Raw genomic sequence first — 16,836 nt, 5'->3', positions numbered from 1 at the left:
ACCTTCAACGTTTGCCGCGCGGCGGACGCGTACCGGGCGTTTTTCGCGCGCCACTTCGGTCTCTACGACCTGACTTGTGAAACGAACGTGTTGCAGTCGGCATTTGCCGTCCATCGCTGACCATTTCGAAGCGCAATGCTCCGGCAAGCGGGACGGCTTCCACGAGTTTCACCCGAACCGTATCGCCCAACCGGTAGCCAAGGCCGGTCTTCTCGCCGGACAGTGCCTGATGGGCTTCGTCATAGATGAAGTAATCCCGCCCAAGCGTCGAAATAGGAACGAAGCCATCGGCGCCATAGTCCGGAAGTGAAATGAACAGGCCCGCTTTGGTGACACCAGAGACCCGGCCGTCAAATTCCTCACCGATTCGCCCGTGCAGGTGATGGGCAATCAGGCGGTCCACCGTTTCGCGTTCCGCCGCCATGGCACGCCGCTCGAAGGTAGAAATCTCTGCCGCAATATCGTCAAGCGCGGCCTCTTCTTCCGGGGTAATTCCGCCTTCACCCAACCCAAGGCTACCCACCAGCGCACGATGCACGATCAGGTCGGCATAGCGTCGGATAGGGGATGTGAAATGAGCGTATTTCAGCAAATTCAGCCCGAAGTGGCCGATGTTTTCAGGGCTGTAAACGGCCTGGCTCTGCGAGCGCAGAACCATCTCGTTCACCATGACCTCAAAGGCTTTGCCCTCTGCTTTCTGCAGGATGCCATTGAAGTGATTGGCACGGATGTTTCCGCCCTTGATCAGTGACAGTTCCAGTGTCGCCAGAAACTCGCGAAGCACCTCCTGCTTGGCGAGCGATGGTGCATCGTGGGCGCGGTAGATCAGCGGCTGTTTTTTGGTTTCCAATGTTTCGGCGGCCGCCACATTCGCTTGAATCATCATTTCTTCGATGAGCTTATGCGCATCCAGTCGATCCGGCACAAATACCCGGTCAACCGTGCCGTCGGGCTTGAGTAGAATTTTGCGCTCCGGCATGTTGAGTTCAAGCGGCTGGCGACGGTCGCGCCCGCGCTTTAAAATGTCATAGGCAGCCCAGAGCGGCTTCAGGATCGGCTCCAGCAATGGACCGGTCTTCTCATCCGGCTGGCCGTCGATGGCCGCCTGTGCCTGATTGTAGGACAGTTTGGCCGCGCTTTTCATCATGACACGGTGGAACGTATGGCCGGCCTTACGTCCCTCGTGCGAGAACCGCATACGCACGGCCAAAGCGGGACGGTCAACTCCTTCTTTCAGGGAGCAGAGGTCGTTGGAAATACGCTCCGGCAGCATGGGTACGACCCGATCCGGGAAGTAGACGGAGTTGCCGCGTTTCAATGCTTCTGTATTCAGGCTGGACCGGGGACGCACGTACCAGGAGACGTCCGCAATCGCCACTGTGACGATCACGCCGCCCAGGTTGTCCGGAGAGGTGTCCGGTTCGGCATACACCGCATCGTCATGATCCTTGGCGTCGGCAGGATCGATGGTGATCAGCGGCAGAGTGCGCCAGTCCTCACGCTTTGCCATGGTTGCCGGTCCGGCGGCGTCAGCTTCACGCAGAACCGCGTCCGGGAAGACGTGGGGAATGCCATGAGCGTAAATCGCAATCATGGAAATCGCTTTTTCGGACGCAACCGAGCCGATCACGGCCTTGACCTGCGCACGGGGAAGACCAAAACGCCCCAAACGCGCAACGTCCACCTCGACCAGATCGCCGTCCTTGGCGTCGCCGATGAAATCGGCATCAACCTCAAGTTCCTCGCCGCGCTTGTCGATGGGCATGATTCGCCCGCCCGCGCCCTGCGAACGGAAGACGCCGATGGCGTTGTTGCGACGCTTGTCCAGCACCTTGATGATACGCGCGGTGTAGGCAGGGCCGCCGCGATCCGTTGCGGGGAAAATCTTGGCAAGAACCCGGTCGCCCAAGCCGCCAACCGGGGCTTTGCCCTTGGCTTTACCGACGCTGGATTGCCGTATGGACACGGCAGGTGCAACGCCCGCATCCTCCGGCCATTCCGCCGGTCGGCCAATCAATTCGCCGTCGATATCGCGGGTTGTAATGTCAAGCACCGTGACGGGTGGCAGTGCGCCGGGGCGGGACAGGGATTTGCGCCGCTTTTCCAGCATGCCATCCTGTTCCAGATCACGCAGGAGAGCCTTCAGCTCGATCCGCGTCTCACCTTTCAGGCCGAACGCTTTGTACAGATCCCGCTTGGAAGCCTTGTCGGGATTGAGCTCAATATACCGCAACAGAACCGCCCGTGACGGAACGGCTCCGTGAATGATAGGATCTTCACCCTCTAGCGCCGATGGGCCAGCCTTGGCCTGTAATCTCGCGGCACCTTTGGCGGGGCGGGCTGAACGGTCGTTCGAATGTCTTGCCAATCCTAGTCTTTCTCAGGCTTCGCCGCTGCTTTGGCTTTCGGTTTGCCTGCTGCTTTTGGAGCGGCCTTGGCTCTGGCGGTTTTTGGCTTTGCATCGCCGCCTTCCGCTGCTTTGGGCTTCGCTTTTGTTGTCTTTGGCTTGCTTGTCGTTTTGGCTTTCGCCTTGGCCGGTTTGCCGCCGTCCTTGCCTGCCTTTTCCACTATATAGGTCAGCGCTTCCTCAACGGTAACGGTCTGCGGGTCTTTTCCTTTGGGAAGGGTGGCATTCACCTTGCCCCAGTTGACATAGGGTCCGTAGCGACCATCGCGCACGGTAATTGCACCGCCATCCGGGTGGTCTCCCAGTTCCTTCAAGGCGGCAACAGGCGTGCGGCCACGGGCGCCGGGCCCCTGCAATGCCTTGTCCGCCAAAACCGACACGGCGCGATTCAGGCCAATGGTGAAGACATCTTCGACCGATTCCAGATTGGCGTATTTTCCATCATGAAGGATGAAAGGACCGTAGCGGCCAAGGCTGCTGGAGATCATTTTGCCGGATTCCGGGTGCGCACCGATATCACGGGGAAGGGACAGCAAAGCCAGCGCTCTCTCATAGTCGATGCTTTCGGGCGTCCAGCCCTTGGGCAGGCTGGACCGTTTGGCTTCCTTGCCATCCCCGCGCTGAACATAGGGGCCGAACCGGCCACTGCGCAAGGTAATCTCTTCGCCGGTGGCCGGGTCTTTGCCAAGGCTCTGCGGCTCATTCGACACGGTTGCGTCGGCATCTGCGCCGCCTTCGGAGGAAAGCTGACGGGTGAAATTGCAGTCCGGATAATTGGAGCAGCCGACAAAGGCGCCGTATTTTCCGAGCTTCAGCGACAATTTGCCGGTGCCGCAGACCTGACATATGCGTGGATCGCTTCCGTCCTCCCGTTTTGGGAAGACCAGAGGCGCCAGAACTTCATTCAAGGCATCCAGAACATTGGTGACGCGCAATTCCTTGGTGTCTTCAATCTGGGCGAAGAAGTCCTTCCAGAAATCGCGCAGAACGTCCTTCCAGTTCAACTCGCCCGCAGAAATCCGGTCGAGCTTTTCTTCGAGCGACGCGGTGAAGTCGTATTCCACATAGCGGGTAAAGAAGCTTTCCAGAAACGCGGTTACCAACCGTCCCTTAGAATGGGGTATCAGCTTGCGCTTGTCGATGACGATATATTCGCGGTCGCTAAGTGTCTTCAACGTTGCCGCATAGGTGGAAGGGCGGCCAATGCCCAGCTCTTCCATTTTCTTGATCAGCGTGGCTTCTGAGTAGCGTGGCGGTGGCTCGGTAAAATGCTGCGTTGCGTTGATCTTCTCTTTGGCAACGGTTTCCTGCGCTTTGATTTCAGGCAGGCGTCCGTCCTCATCGTCATCGGCCTGTTCGCCGTCCTCTTTTTGATCGGTATAGGCAGCGATGAACCCATCAAAACGGATGACGGAGCCAACAGCGCGCAAGCTAGCCTTGCGACCTGCATTGTCGGCCAGAATTTCCACGGTGGTGCGCTCGATTTCCGCCGACGCCATCTGGCTGGCAATGCCGCGCTTCCAAATCAGATCGTAAAGCTTCAGCATATCGCCGTCGAGGTGACCACGAACCTGGTTCGGCGTGCGATTGAAGTCGGTCGGGCGAACGGCTTCGTGCGCTTCCTGCGCATTCTTGGCCTTGGTGGAGTAAAAGCGCGCCTTTTCCGGTCTGTAGCGAGCCCCGAACTGGCTGACGATCGCATCCCGGGCAGCGTCAATGGCTTCCGGCGCCATCTGCACACCATCGGTACGCATATATGTGATCAAACCAACGGTTTCGCCGCCCAGATCAATGCCTTCATACAGTTTCTGTGCAACCTGCATGGTTCGGGACGCAGAAAATCCAAGCTTCGAGGATGCTGCCTGCTGCAAGGTGGACGTGGTGAACGGCGGGGAGGGGTTGCGCTTGACCGGCTTTGCCTCAACCGTATCGACGACATAACTGGCACCTTCCAGCATGGCTTTCAGCGACGCGGCATCGTCGCCGTTGGCAACAGAGCGTGCCTGCAAACGCTTGCCATCTGCCGAAACGAGACGGGCCTCGAAGCTCTCGCCACGCGGCGTTTTCAGAAGCGCGGAAATATTCCAGTATTCTTCCGAAACGAAGCGCTCGATTTCCGCCTCCCGGTCGCAAACCAGACGAAGGGCGACCGACTGGACCCGGCCAGCGGACCGAGCCCCCGGCAACTTGCGCCAGAGGACCGGCGACAGGTTGAAGCCCACCAGATAATCCAGTGCGCGGCGCGCCAGATAGGCATCGACCAGCGGCACATCGATATCGCGCGGTGCCGCCATGGCTTCCAGCACGGCTTTCTTGGTAATGGCGTTGAACACCACACGGCTCACAGGCTTGTCGCCGATGACTTTCTTTTTACGCAGAAGATCCAGAACATGCCAGGAGATCGCTTCTCCTTCTCGGTCCGGGTCGGTTGCCAGAATCAGACCGTCGGAACTTTTGACCGCGTCGGCAATATCCTTCATGCGTTTGGCGGAGGCGGCGTCCACCTCCCAGAGCATGTCAAAATCCTGATCGGGCAGAACAGAGCCGTCCTTGGCAGGCAGATCCCGCACATGGCCGAAGGAGGCGAGCACCTTGTATCCCGGTCCGAGATACTTGTTGATCGTTTTGGCCTTCGACGGCGATTCCACCACGACTACATTCGTCATCTGTCCATGAACCTGTATCTAAGTCACCCGAGCGACAAAGGTGCCGGGCGTTCTAATGACCCCCGACATGGACAGGGATTTCACCGCGGTCAAGTGCCAACCCTTGTCTTTCAAAAATTTGTCTCTAATTGCGATTGAAGAATTCCCATCAATTTCTGGTGGGGTAACGGGCACTCAAGCGCTTGTTACTATGAGTTTTTAGGGATCTGGCTTATGATTTGGTTGGTTCGCAATCAAATCAATGATCTCCGCTCAAATAAAATCATCCTGCAATGTGAATACAACCTAAAATAGATATTATGAGTATTGCAATTAATTGGATATGAGCTACCCTTAATTGACGCGGGATGAATGTCTCGCGGGCAACCGAGATCAGGCAGGTAGTGAGATGGCGATCAATTTGTTTGAAAACGATAAACAGTTTAACGAAAACATCGGCTATGTTCGCCAGATGCTCGGCGAACTTCGGTCGATCTCCAGCGCCAACGGTGCTGAACTCCTCAGCTATATGCTTGAAATGGCCTATGTCGAAGCGGGAGATATTCAGGCGGGTGCGCGGCCCCTATCGATCCGCAAAAACGATGGAAACCGTGCCGTTGGCATGTCGGGCAAGACGACCCGCTAGGTCCAGTTCGAGCAAAAGCAGATGAACTTTTTGCGGTGCCAGGCCGGTGTGGCGAATGATATCGTCTATGTCCACGGGCGTGGGGCCAAGGGCATTGATAATCTGGCTTCTGTCCGTTTCGTCCGGTGGAGCGATGGGTGCATAGCCGGGTTCCGGGTCCAGTTCTCGAACTTCCGGTGTCGAGAACAGATCGATCTGGCTGACGGGCGCCAAGGCATCGAGGACATCGCGCGGTTCTGTCGTCAATATTGCGCCGTCCTTGATCAGGCCGTTGGTGCCCTGCGAGCGGGGATCCAGGGGTGAGCCGGGAACGGCAAAGACCAGACGTCCAAAATCGGCCGCCCGGCGGGCGCTGATGAGAGAGCCGGAGCGTGCGGCCGCTTCGATCACGACCAGGCCAAGACTGACGCCGGCAATCAGACGGTTGCGGCGCGGGAAATCCCTGGCACGCGGCTCCCATCCAAATGGCATTTCACTGATGGCCAGACCGCGCCCTGCCGTCATCTCTTCAAGCAGGCTGATATTTTCCGGCGGGTAGGGCTTATCCAGCCCGCCTGCCATCGCGGCAATCGTCCCGGTTGCGAGGCTGGCGCGATGGGCTGCCGTATCGATACCACGCGCAAGACCGGAGATAATGCTGTAGCCCGCCTTGCCGATATCGCGAGCGAGATAAGCTGCAAATTTAGCGCCGCTGGCAGATGCGCTGCGTGCGCCGACGATGCCGACGGATGGAACGGTCGCCAGACTGATATCGCCTTTGACAGCCAAAAGGGGCGGTGCTCCATCGATCTGGCGGAGCGCTGGCGGATAATCTGGTTCGCCAATACCGACGAAACGAGCACCGAATTTTTCGCAAAACTCCAGTTCCCGTTCTGCGTCTTCAACAGAAGCAACCCGAATGCTTCGGGTTGAGCCGCCGCGCCGCGACAGTTCCGGCACCATCTCCAAGGCGGTCTCGGCAGAGCCGAAATGGTTGATCAGGTCCTTGAACGTGGCAGGCCCGACATTATCGCTGCGGATAAGACGAAGCCATGCGATCTTCTGGCGCTCGGACAGGGCGATGCCACGTCGGCGGCCTGAATTGCGGTCTACAGGGTTGCCGATCAACCCTTGTCTCCGATTCTGCCTTCCGTCCCCTTCAACAGCCGCTGGATATTGGCCTTGTGTTTCCACCAGGTGATCAGGGTCATGACAATGAGCAGGAACGCAATTTTGATGTCGGTAACGAAGAAGGCTGCGATCGGGGTAGCGACGGTTGCAGTCAGCGCCGAAAGCGACGAATAGCGGCTGACTTTTGCCATCACCAGCCATACAACCGCGAAAACCAGAAGCAGGGTCGGGGATAGCCCCAGGAGCACGCCGAGGTAGGTCGCAACACCTTTTCCTCCCTTGAAGCCCAGCCATACCGGAAAGAGGTGGCCGAGAAAGGCCGCGAGACCGGCAACAATTCCGCCTTCAACACCCCAGTAGACGGACGCGATGACAACTGCAAAAGTCGCCTTCAGCGCATCCAGCAACAGCGTTGCTGCTGCCAGCTTCTTGTTTCCTGTTCGCAAGACGTTCGTCGCGCCAATGTTGCCGGAGCCGATAGAGCGCACATCCCCGAGACCTGCCATTTGGGTCAGCAAAAGGCCGAAGGGAATAGAGCCGAGCAGGTAGCCGAGCACCGCTGAGGCGACAGTGGGCAGCAAGCCGAGATTCCACGTTGCTAAATCCATGACAGGCCCCTTGGTGACGATTAAACAGAGTGAACGCGCAGTCCGCGAACATAGGTCTGAACGGCGCGTCCCGTAAAGCGGGCGTTGTCGAACGGCGTGTTTTTCGACCGGGAAACCAGATCATCCTTGGAGACGATCCACGGATAATCCAGATCGATGAGTGTGATATCGGCCTTTGCACCTGGCTTCAAAGTTCCGGCATCCAGTCCGAAGATCGCGGCGGGGCGTGTGCTCATCGCGTCGATCAAGCGCATCAGGTCAATACCCCCACTGTGGTACAGTCTCAAAGCGGCGGCCAGCATGGTTTCCAGACCGACAGCGCCGTCGGCAGCATCGGCAAACGGCACGCGTTTGGTATCGACGTCCTGTGGATCGTGCGAGGAAACGATAATGTCGATTGTACCATTCTTCAAAGCCTCCACCATGGAAACGCGGTCATCCTCACCGCGCAATGGCGGGTAAAGTTTGAAGAATGTGCGGTATTCGCCAATGTCGTTTTCATTCAGCGTCAGATTGTTGATTGAGATGCCGCATGTCACCTTCACACCGCGCTGGCGTGCTTGCGCAACAGCCGCAGCCGATCCCGGCACCGACAGACGCGAGGCGTGATAGGCGCCACCGGTCATTTCTGCCACGCGCAAATCGCGCTCCAGCGGAATAATCTCAGCCTCACGCGGGATGCCGGATAGCCCAAGCCAACTGGCCAGCACACCGGAGTTCATCACGCCGCCGCCGAGATACGGATCGCGGGTCTCGCAGGCAATGATCGCATTGAACTCGCGCGCATAGGTCATAGCGCGGCGCAGCACCATCGTATCATCCACCGGACTGCGACCATTGGTAAAGGATACGGCGCCTGCTGCGGATAACAGGCCAAACTCCGTCATCTCTTTGCCGAGCAGCCCCTTGGTCAGTGCGGCGCTCGGATAGACATTGACCAGAGCCTTATCACGGGCGGTTTTTTGCACGAATTCGACCAGTGCGATATCATCGATCACCGGGTTGGTATCGGGCATGGTGATAAAGGACGTGATGCCGCCAGCGGCGGCTGCGCGGGATGCCGATTCAATGGTTTCGCGATACTCGTTCCCGGGCTCGCCGACGAACACCTGCGCATCCACAAGGCCGGGAACTGCAACCAAACCGGAGCAGTCCCGAATTTCGGTGCCTTCCGGTGCGCCCTGATTGCGCGCGTTGGCCCCAGCCGCCACAATACGCCCATCGGCCATCAGAAGTCCGCCCATCTCATCGAGATTACGGGACGGGTCGAGGATCCGCAGATTGGTGAGAAGAACCGGTGCCGTCATCGGCTCGCTCCCCGTGTCTGGCCTTGGGCAGGGCCTTGTGTTTGGGTCAACAGTGTTTCCATCACCGCCATCCGCACGGCAACACCCATTTCCACCTGACTTTCAATGACGCTCTGCGGACCATCGGCCACATCGGAGGATATTTCGACACCCCGGTTCATGGGGCCGGGGTGCATGACCAGCGCATCGTCCTTGGCGGCTTTCAGCTTTTGCGCATCCAATCCATAATAGTGAAAATACTCCCGGATGGACGGCACGAAAGAGCCGGACATGCGCTCCCGCTGCAAGCGCAGCATCATGACCACATCGGCGTCCTTCAAACCTTCCTCCATGGAGTGGTAAACCTCGGCGCACATGTCGGAAATGCCCGATGGCAGCAAGGTAGCAGGTGCTACAACCCGCACGCGTGCACCCATGGCATTCAGCAGCAGAATGTTGGAGCGTGCCACGCGGGAATGCAGCACATCGCCGCAGATGGCAACGATGATTCGCGATAGCTTTCCCTTGGCGCGGCGAATGGTGAGCGCATCAAGAAGGGCCTGGGTTGGGTGCTCGTGCTGGCCGTCACCGGCGTTGATGACGGAGCAGGATACCTTTTGCGCCAACAAGGCGGCCGCACCGGCGCTGGCGTGGCGCACCACCAGCACATCGGGGTGCATGGCGTTCAGCGTCATTGCGGTATCGATAAGCGTCTCGCCTTTTTTCACCGATGAATTGGCCACCGACATGTTCATGACATCAGCGCCGAGACGCTTTCCGGCCAGTTCAAAGGAAGATTGTGTGCGTGTGGAGGCCTCGAAGAACAGATTGATCTGGGTCATGCCCCGCAGCACCGAGGAGCGCTTGTCCCGCTGGCGCGACAGCTGCACAGCCTCATCCGCCTTGTCGAGGAGAACAGTGATATCCTGTTCCTTGAGATCCTTGATGCCCAGCAGGTGACGATGCGGGAAGTAAACCATGGGCGGCCCTCAGACAGTGAAGTTCGTTGCTGTATAAAGGTGGCGCACCGTTGCCACAAGTTGTGCACAGCCTTAACACCCCGCTTTTTATATGCGGTCCGCAATGCTGATAGTTTCCCGTCAACCATTCTTGGGATAGAACGCCCCCCATGAGCCAAGATAAGACGATACAGCTGAACCAGCCCAGACCGTGGTCCGGTATCAACGCCTACCGGTCAGACCCACTGGTTGTGGACGTGACCGCACCGATGCCGCGTGCGATTCGCGAGGATTTTGAATCCCTTGGCCGGTATGTAACGTCGACAGAAGCGCAGGAACTGGCGCGCATGGCCAATCACGGCGTGCCGCAACTGCGCACGCATGGTCCGCGCGGCGAACGTCTGGACGTTGTTGATTTTCACCCCGCATGGCACGCCCTGATGCGGCGCTCCATGGGCGCTGGACTTCACGCATCCGCCTGGGAAAATATTGCTGACGAGCGGGGCCGTTCGCACAAGGCCCGTGCCATTCGCTACTACCTGACGGCGCAACTGGAAAACGGGCATCTGTCACCCATGACAATGACCAGTGCGTCCGTCGCCGCCTTGATGGCGGCACCGCAAATTCAGAAGGATTGGGCGACCAAAATTCTGTCGCGAAAATACGATGCGGGCAACAAACCGGCCATTCAGAAATCCGCAGTTACCATCGGAATGGGGGTTACGGAAAAGCAGGCGGGGACAGATGTCCACGCAATCGACACCACTGCGGAGCGGGTGGGCGAGGGCATCTATCGGCTGGCAGGGCATAAATGGTTTTTATCTGCGCCGATGAGTGATGCCTTCATCATGCTGGCGCAGACGCGCGACGGCATTGCATGCTTTCTCGTGCCGCGTCTGTTGGAAGATGGATCGGCCAACGGTCTGCGCTACCAGCGCTTGAAGGACAAGATCGGCAATCGCTCCAACGCCACAGCGGAAGTTGAGTTTACCGACACGTTCGGTTTCCTGCTCGGCACAACCGATGGCGGCGTGCGCACGGTGCTTGATATGGTTACGCTGACACGGCTGGATTGCGCACTTGGATCGGCCGGTATGATGCGGGCAAGTCTCGCGGAGGCCGTGCATCACGCCCGTGGTCGTTCTGTGTTTGGAAAACCGTTGTCGTCGCAGCCGATCATGGCGCGGGTACTGGCGGATATGGCACTGGACGTCGCTGCGGCCAGCGCGCTCTGCTTCCGACTGGCTGATGCGTTTGACCGGGCGGGCAGCAGCCCCGAGGATGCAGCCTATGCCCGGATTATGACACCGGTTGTCAAATACTGGTGCACGAAGATCGCGCCTGCACTCATTCAGGAAGCGATGGAATGCATCGGCGGCAGCGGTTATGTCGAGGACCGCCCGATTGCGCGGCACTATCGTGAGGCACCCGCCAACGCGATATGGGAAGGGCCGGGCAATGTTATGGCCATAGACCTTCTGCGGGTTTTGAACCGCGGGCGGGATCTGTTTGAGCAATTGTTCGTATCCATTGGCCGCGACCTTGGCCCGGCTGCCAAGAAAACACTGGATGTGCTGCGCGCTGCCATGTCGCTGTGTGAGCGGGACGAGGGGGCTGCCCGCCTGCTGATTGAGCAACTGGCGCTGGCCGCAGCGGCAGCCGAACTGTACCGGTTGGGTGCGGGGCGTGTTGCAGACGCATTTTTGGAATCACGGCTGGCAGGGGGCTGGCGCTCAACCTACGGCATGCTCGATTCGCGGTTTGATTCGAACTATATTCTGGACCTGTTGTACCCAGCTGCTGATTAGGGTTTCGCCTGTTCGGCAATCATGGTCATGCGGTCTAACGCGCCTTGCAGGATAAAGGATGCCGCTGCCGAATCGATCCGCGCGGCGCGTTTTTTGCGGGATACATCCATCTCGATCAATGTGCGCTCGGCTGCGACGGTGGACAGCCGCTCATCCCAGAACACGAATGGCAGATCGGTTTTCTGAACCATATTGCGCACGAATGCGCGGGTCGCCTGCGCGCGCGGGCCTTCGGACCCATCCATGTTGATGGGCAGGCCGATGATAAAGGCGACGATCCGCTCTTTCGCGGCGGTTGCCAGCAATACCTGCGCGTCTACGGAAAACTTCGTGCGCATCAACACATCGCGGGGGGTGGCAAATCGACGACTGAGATCGGAGACCGAAATTCCAATTGTCTTCGTGCCGAGATCAAGCCCGGCGACCGCCTGTGATGTCGCAAGAGTCTGTGCTAATTCGTCGATTGAAAGAACGGGCATTCAGATCCAAGCCTTTGAACTGCGCTATAAGCACTTATATCTCAGGCGGCGCATAGCACAAACAGACGGAGCACACCCATGAAAATACAATGGCTTGGCCATTCCGCATTTCACCTGGAAACGGCGAAGGCGAAAATCTTGATCGATCCGTTCTTCACCGGCAACCCTTCGTTTCGCGACGAGGACCGGCGTGGTGCAACCGATGGTCTAACCCATATTCTGCTGACCCATGGCCATGGAGACCATGTGGGCGACACCATCGCCATTGCCAAGGAAACCGGTGCCACCGTTCTCGCCAATGCCGACCTTGCCGCTTGGCTGTCGCGTAAGGGTGTGGATGCGTTGGAAATGGGCAACACCGGCGGCACGGTCAATCTCGGCAGTTTTTCTGCAACCTTCGTCAACGCGCTTCATTCGTCAGCCCAGATTACCGACGATGGCGTTTCCCACAGCCTTGGCAACGCGAATGGTCTCGTGCTGCATTTTGAGGACGAGCCGACGCTCTACCACATGGGCGATACGGATATTTTTTCCGATATGGCGCTCATTCAGGAACTGCATGAGCCGGAAATCGGCCTTGTGCCGATCGGCGACCGCTTTACCATGGGCGGTGCCGTGGCTGGTCTGGCTGTGCAGCGTTACTTCAAGTTCCAGACCGTTATCCCCTGCCATTATGGGTCTTTCCCCATAGTCGACCAAACGCCTGAGGTCTTCCTGCAAGCCATGGACGGAAGTGCGACGACGGTGGAAACACCGAATGTGGGCGGTTTTATCACGCGGTAGGTCGCTGGCGCGTACTGGAAACGCGCTAAACCCGGCGTTCACGCAACGGCGCTGTGCATTGGCCGTTGCGTGCCGCACCGTAGGCCATTATAGCGGTAACACACTTATATATGAGCCTGCATTCTCCCGGAGACCGTCATGTCCGTTGATCTAGCCACCGTAAAGCGCGTCGCGCGCCTCGCCCGCATTGCCGTCAGCGATGACGAGGCCGCGCGTATGGAAAGTGAACTCAATGGCATTCTGGGTTTCGTCGAGCAATTGTCTGAGGTGAATGTGGATGGCGTTGAGCCCATGACTTCCGTTACCCCCATGCTGATGAAGAAGCGCGTGGACGCTGTGACGGATGGCAACAAGGCAGACGATATCGTTGCCAACGCGCCGAATTCAGACCGCAATTTCTTCCTCGTTCCCAAGGTCGTTGAATAGGTTTGCTGTTCCGCCTCTATGTTTTGCCGGAATTTTTGCCCGTTTTGCTGAAATTGAAGTGATTGACAATGACCGACCTCACCCATTTGACCATTGCTGAAGCCAGCAAAAAACTGACCGCCAAGGAATTTACGGCCTTGGAACTGACGGATGCCTATCTGTCCGCCATTGACGCTGCCAATGGTACGCTGAACGCCTACACCACCGTCACGCCCGATCTGGCCCGCGCCCAAGCCTCTGCTTCCGATCAGCGGATTGCGTCCGGCTCGGCTGGTGTGCTGGAAGGCATACCGCTTGGCATCAAGGATTTGTTTGCCACACAGGATGTGCACACGCAGGCAGCCAGCCACATACTTGATGGTTTCAAGCCCAAATACGAATCCACGGTAACCCAAAACCTGTGGGATGCCGGTGCCGTGATGCTCGGCAAGCTCAACATGGATGAGTTTGCCATGGGCTCGTCCAACGAAAGTTCTTACTACGGTCCGGTCATCAACCCATGGCGGGCGGATGGCTCCACAGAAAACCGTGTACCCGGCGGATCATCCGGCGGTTCTGCCGCCGCCGTTGCCGCGTTTCTGTGCGCCGGTGCAACAGCCACGGATACGGGCGGCTCCATCCGCCAGCCCGCAGCCTTTACCGGCACTGTCGGCATCAAGCCAACCTACGGGCGCTGCTCGCGCTGGGGAATTGCAGCCTACGCGTCATCGCTGGATCAGGCTGGCCCGATTGCCCGCGACGTGCGCGACGCCGCCATCCTGCTGAAAGCCATGGCGAGCGTCGACCCCAAAGACACAACATCCGTGGACCTTCCGGTGCCTGATTACGAAGCCGCTATCGGCAAATCGTTGAGCGGCATGAAGATCGGCATTCCCCGCGAATATCGTGTCGAGGGCATGCCGGAGGAAATTGAACAGCTTTGGCAGCAGGGCATTGCCTGGTTGCGTGAGGCCGGTGCCGAGATCGTCGATATCTCGCTTCCTCACACCAAATATGCGCTTCCAGCCTATTACATCGTAGCTCCGGCAGAAGCATCATCCAACCTCGCGCGTTATGATGGCGTTCGTTACGGCTTGCGTGTGGATGGTAAAGACATTGCCGACATGTATGAGAAAACGCGCGCCGCTGGCTTCGGCGACGAGGTCAAGCGCCGTATCATGATCGGCACCTATGTGCTGTCCGCTGGCTATTACGACGCCTATTACCTGCGCGCGCAGAAGGTGCGCACCCTGATCAAGCAGGATTTCGAGACCGTTTTCCATGCCGGTGTCGACGCGATCCTCACACCCGCCACGCCATCGTCCGCCTTCGCCATTGGCGACAAGGAACTGGCAGCCGATCCTGTGAAAATGTACCTGAACGATGTTTTCACCATTACCGTGAACATGGCCGGTTTGCCTGGTCTTTCCGTTCCCGCCGGGCTGGATGCACACGGGTTGCCGCTGGGGCTGCAATTGATTGGAAAGCCGTTCGAGGAAGAAACGCTGTTTCAGGTGGCAAGCGTCATTGAGAAAGCAGCAGGAACATTCACGCCGAAAAAATGGTGGTAGCTGGTTCGCGTCATCTCCGTGAGCGAAGACCAACTAGAAGACAAAGAGTAAGACATGACCCTTGTTGACGTGCGCATTTCTGAACCGAAACGCTATATTCCCGGTGCCACCGGTGATTGGGAGGTTATTATCGGCATGGAAGTCCATGCCCAGGTAACCAGCCAGTCCAAACTGTTTTCCGGTTCCTCGACCGTCTTCGGTAACGCACCCAATTCCAACGTTTCGCTGGTGGATGCGGCCATGCCCGGCATGTTGCCCGTCATCAACGAAGAGTGCGTCAGGCAGGCCGTGCGCACGGGCCTGGGCTTGAAAGCGCAGATCAACAACCGCTCGATCTTTGACCGCAAGAACTATTTCTACCCGGATCTTCCGCAGGGCTACCAGATTTCCCAGTTCAAGGACCCGATCGTGGGTGAGGGCAAGATCGTCATCTCGGTCGGCCCGGATCGTCAGGGGCAGTTTGAAGATGTTGAAATTGGCATTGAGCGCCTGCATCTGGAGCAGGACGCTGGCAAGTCGATGCACGACCAGCATCCCTCCATGTCCTATGTCGACCTGAACCGGTCCGGCGTGGCTTTGATGGAAATTGTGTCCAAGCCGGATTTGCGCTCATCGGATGAGGCCAAGGCGTATCTCACAAAGTTGCGCACCATTCTGCGCTACCTCGGCACCTGTGATGGCAACATGGACGAAGGCTCCATGCGTGCCGATGTGAACGTTTCGGTTCGTCGCCCGGGCGAAGATTTCGGCACGCGCTGCGAGATCAAGAACGTCAACTCCATCCGTTTTGTCGGTCAGGCCATTGAGTATGAGGCACGACGCCAGATCGGCATTCTGGAAGATGGTGGCACGATTGATCAAGAGACCCGGCTGTTCGATCCCGGCAAGGGTGAGACCCGGTCGATGCGCTCCAAGGAAGATGCGCATGATTATCGATATTTCCCTGATCCCGATCTGCTGCCACTGGAGTTCGATCAGGCATTTGTCGATGCGCTGAAGGCTGATCTGCCTGAATTGCCAGATGACAAAAAAGAGCGTTTCGTCGCGGAACTCGGTCTGTCCGTCTACGACGCCTCGGTGCTGGTTTCCGAGAAGGCCATTGCGGACTATTTTGAAGCTGTTGCTGCCGGTCGGGATGGGAAGATCGCAGCAAACTGGGTTATCAACGACCTGTTAGGTGCCTTGAACAAAGCTGGAAAAGCCTTTGAAGAGACTCCGGTTTCGCCTGCTCAACTCGGCGGTATCATCGACCTGATCAAGGACGGCACCATTTCTGGCAAGATTGCCAAGGATCTCTTTGAAATCATTTGGAACGATGGCGGTAATCCTGCAGAACTCGTTGAAACGCGCGGCCTGAAGCAGGTGACGGATACGGGCGCAATCGAGAAAGCCGTGGATGACATCATTGCCGCAAATCCTGATCAGGTTGCCAAGGTACAGGCAAAGCCGTCATTGGCTGGATGGTTTGTCGGGCAGGTGATGAAATCCACGGGCGGCAAGGCCAACCCGCAGGCTGTGCAAGCGCTCGTGAAGGTAAAGCTGGGTCTGGAAGACTGATGTTCTTTGTGCGAACGCCAAGCGAGCGAGACCTGCCCGAAATCAATCGTTTGCTTGTCACTACATGGCACGCGACCTATGACGGTTTCTTCGGTGCGGATAAGGTTCGTGAAATCACTGAAAACTGGCATTCCGTTCCTGCATTGAAAGCCAGGCTTGCCCGTAAAGACGCGGAGTTTGTCGTCGCCGATGACGGCAAGCGTCTGGGCGGCATGGGCTTTGCGGCATTGGCGAAAGACGGTGCGGCGACTGTGGTGTTGAGCCATCTGTACGTTCTGCCGGAGTTTCAGCGTCAAGGTATCGGACGCGCGATGTTCGCGGAACTTGAGACGTGTTTTCCGGACGCCAAGAAGGTTCGTGTGGAAGTGGCGGCGCAAAACGCGGGTGCGATTGCCTTCTACTACGCCCATGGGTTTGAGCGCATACGCGTTGAAACCGATGAAGACCCGGCACTGGGCTCTATCTGGGTCATGGAAAAGCCTTTGATTGGCGTTTGACGCGGACGACAGGGCCTGCGGAAACGCTGGACAATGATCTGCTTCGCGACATATAGAGTACAATAAACAGGCGCG

Annotated in this window: 14 protein-coding genes; 7 read left to right on the top strand and 7 right to left on the bottom strand. The window is 57.9% G+C overall.

Translation table 11 applies throughout. The features are described from left to right. Nucleotides 1–4: 4 nt before the first annotated feature. Both rnr and topA read right to left on the bottom strand, forming a co-directional pair. The gene (gene rnr, locus IFT84_RS00150; protein ID WP_192116634.1) at nt 5–2,368 is read right to left on the bottom strand and encodes a ribonuclease R; all 2,364 of its coding nucleotides are present in this window, start codon (nt 2,366–2,368) and stop codon (nt 5–7) included. A 2-nt stretch (nt 2,369–2,370) separates the two neighbouring features. Further along, nucleotides 2,371–5,073: a type I DNA topoisomerase gene (topA, locus tag IFT84_RS00145; protein ID WP_192116633.1), complete on the bottom strand. Its 2,703-nt coding sequence runs from the start codon at nt 5,071–5,073 to the stop codon at nt 2,371–2,373. Between the two features lie 388 nt (nt 5,074–5,461). On the opposite strand from topA, the gene IFT84_RS00140 reads away from it, so the two are divergent. Next, nucleotides 5,462–5,698, top strand: a complete 237-nt coding sequence (locus IFT84_RS00140; RefSeq protein WP_192116632.1) for a hypothetical protein — start codon at nt 5,462–5,464, stop codon at nt 5,696–5,698. Here the strand turns inward: IFT84_RS00140 and dprA are convergent. Genes dprA through IFT84_RS00120 form a run of 4 tightly spaced genes read right to left on the bottom strand, consistent with a single transcriptional unit; the run spans nt 5,636 to nt 9,682 of the window. Next, nucleotides 5,636–6,802, bottom strand: coding sequence for a DNA-processing protein DprA (dprA, locus tag IFT84_RS00135; RefSeq protein ID WP_192117528.1), 1,167 nt, complete (start codon nt 6,800–6,802; stop codon nt 5,636–5,638). The genes IFT84_RS00140 and dprA overlap by 63 nt on opposite strands. Beyond that, entirely contained in the window at nt 6,802–7,416 is a 615-nt protein-coding gene (gene plsY, locus IFT84_RS00130; protein ID WP_192116631.1) for a glycerol-3-phosphate 1-O-acyltransferase PlsY, read from the bottom strand. Before plsY ends, dprA begins: the two co-directional genes overlap by 1 nt. A gap of 20 nt (nt 7,417–7,436) precedes the next feature. Further along, a complete protein-coding gene (locus IFT84_RS00125; protein WP_192116630.1) occupies nt 7,437–8,723 on the bottom strand; it encodes a dihydroorotase in 1,287 nt (428 codons plus the stop codon). Beyond that, nucleotides 8,720–9,682: an aspartate carbamoyltransferase catalytic subunit gene (locus IFT84_RS00120; protein ID WP_192116629.1), complete on the bottom strand. Its 963-nt coding sequence runs from the start codon at nt 9,680–9,682 to the stop codon at nt 8,720–8,722. The genes IFT84_RS00125 and IFT84_RS00120 overlap by 4 nt, the downstream gene beginning before the upstream one ends. 149 nt (nt 9,683–9,831) lie before the next feature. Between IFT84_RS00120 and IFT84_RS00115 the strand changes: the two genes are divergently transcribed. Then, a complete protein-coding gene (locus IFT84_RS00115; protein ID WP_192116628.1) occupies nt 9,832–11,469 on the top strand; it encodes an acyl-CoA dehydrogenase family protein in 1,638 nt (545 codons plus the stop codon). Here the strand turns inward: IFT84_RS00115 and ruvX are convergent. After that, the gene (gene ruvX / locus IFT84_RS00110; RefSeq protein WP_192116627.1) at nt 11,466–11,948 is read right to left on the bottom strand and encodes a Holliday junction resolvase RuvX; all 483 of its coding nucleotides are present in this window, start codon (nt 11,946–11,948) and stop codon (nt 11,466–11,468) included. The genes IFT84_RS00115 and ruvX overlap by 4 nt on opposite strands. A 78-nt stretch (nt 11,949–12,026) precedes the next feature. On the opposite strand from ruvX, the gene IFT84_RS00105 reads away from it, so the two are divergent. The 5 genes from IFT84_RS00105 (at nt 12,027) to IFT84_RS00085 (ending at nt 16,761) form a co-directional block, all read left to right on the top strand. Next, complete coding sequence (locus tag IFT84_RS00105; RefSeq protein ID WP_192116626.1) at nt 12,027–12,731, top strand: metal-dependent hydrolase; 705 nt, start codon at nt 12,027–12,029, stop codon at nt 12,729–12,731. Between the two features lie 138 nt (nt 12,732–12,869). Further along, nucleotides 12,870–13,157 carry an Asp-tRNA(Asn)/Glu-tRNA(Gln) amidotransferase subunit GatC gene (gatC, locus tag IFT84_RS00100; RefSeq protein WP_192116625.1) on the top strand — a complete coding sequence of 96 codons (288 nt, stop codon included), beginning with the start codon at nt 12,870–12,872 and terminating at the stop codon, nt 13,155–13,157. Between the two features lie 68 nt (nt 13,158–13,225). Beyond that, nucleotides 13,226–14,707, top strand: a complete 1,482-nt coding sequence (gatA, locus tag IFT84_RS00095) for an Asp-tRNA(Asn)/Glu-tRNA(Gln) amidotransferase subunit GatA (protein WP_192116624.1) — start codon at nt 13,226–13,228, stop codon at nt 14,705–14,707. A gap of 54 nt (nt 14,708–14,761) precedes the next feature. Continuing rightward, the gene (gene gatB, locus IFT84_RS00090; RefSeq protein WP_192116623.1) at nt 14,762–16,264 is read left to right on the top strand and encodes an Asp-tRNA(Asn)/Glu-tRNA(Gln) amidotransferase subunit GatB; all 1,503 of its coding nucleotides are present in this window, start codon (nt 14,762–14,764) and stop codon (nt 16,262–16,264) included. Beyond that, entirely contained in the window at nt 16,264–16,761 is a 498-nt protein-coding gene (locus IFT84_RS00085; protein WP_192116622.1) for a GNAT family N-acetyltransferase, read from the top strand. Before gatB ends, IFT84_RS00085 begins: the two co-directional genes overlap by 1 nt. Nucleotides 16,762–16,836: the final 75 nt, after the last annotated feature.

This window comes from Rhizobium sp. CFBP 8762 (assembly GCF_014841565.1).
Lineage (GTDB): Bacteria > Pseudomonadota > Alphaproteobacteria > Rhizobiales > Rhizobiaceae > CFBP-8762.
Note: the sequence above shows the minus strand (reverse complement) of the source record. Positions and strands in the feature narration are given on the sequence as shown.

Bases quoted from the DNA above. Each gene is read 5' to 3' on its own strand.
- topA (WP_192116633.1), bottom strand. From the start codon at position 5,073: ATGACGAATGTAGTCGTGGTGGAATCGCCGTCGAAGGCCAAAACGATC.
- IFT84_RS00140 (WP_192116632.1), top strand. From the start codon at position 5,462: ATGGCGATCAATTTGTTTGAAAACGATAAACAGTTTAACGAAAACATC.
- plsY (WP_192116631.1), bottom strand. From the start codon at position 7,416: ATGGATTTAGCAACGTGGAATCTCGGCTTGCTGCCCACTGTCGCCTCA.
- IFT84_RS00125 (WP_192116630.1), bottom strand. From the start codon at position 8,723: ATGACGGCACCGGTTCTTCTCACCAATCTGCGGATCCTCGACCCGTCC.
- IFT84_RS00120 (WP_192116629.1), bottom strand. From the start codon at position 9,682: ATGGTTTACTTCCCGCATCGTCACCTGCTGGGCATCAAGGATCTCAAG.
- IFT84_RS00115 (WP_192116628.1), top strand. From the start codon at position 9,832: ATGAGCCAAGATAAGACGATACAGCTGAACCAGCCCAGACCGTGGTCC.
- ruvX (WP_192116627.1), bottom strand. From the start codon at position 11,948: ATGCCCGTTCTTTCAATCGACGAATTAGCACAGACTCTTGCGACATCA.
- IFT84_RS00105 (WP_192116626.1), top strand. From the start codon at position 12,027: ATGAAAATACAATGGCTTGGCCATTCCGCATTTCACCTGGAAACGGCG.
- gatC (WP_192116625.1), top strand. From the start codon at position 12,870: ATGTCCGTTGATCTAGCCACCGTAAAGCGCGTCGCGCGCCTCGCCCGC.
- gatA (WP_192116624.1), top strand. From the start codon at position 13,226: ATGACCGACCTCACCCATTTGACCATTGCTGAAGCCAGCAAAAAACTG.
- gatB (WP_192116623.1), top strand. From the start codon at position 14,762: ATGACCCTTGTTGACGTGCGCATTTCTGAACCGAAACGCTATATTCCC.
- IFT84_RS00085 (WP_192116622.1), top strand. From the start codon at position 16,264: ATGTTCTTTGTGCGAACGCCAAGCGAGCGAGACCTGCCCGAAATCAAT.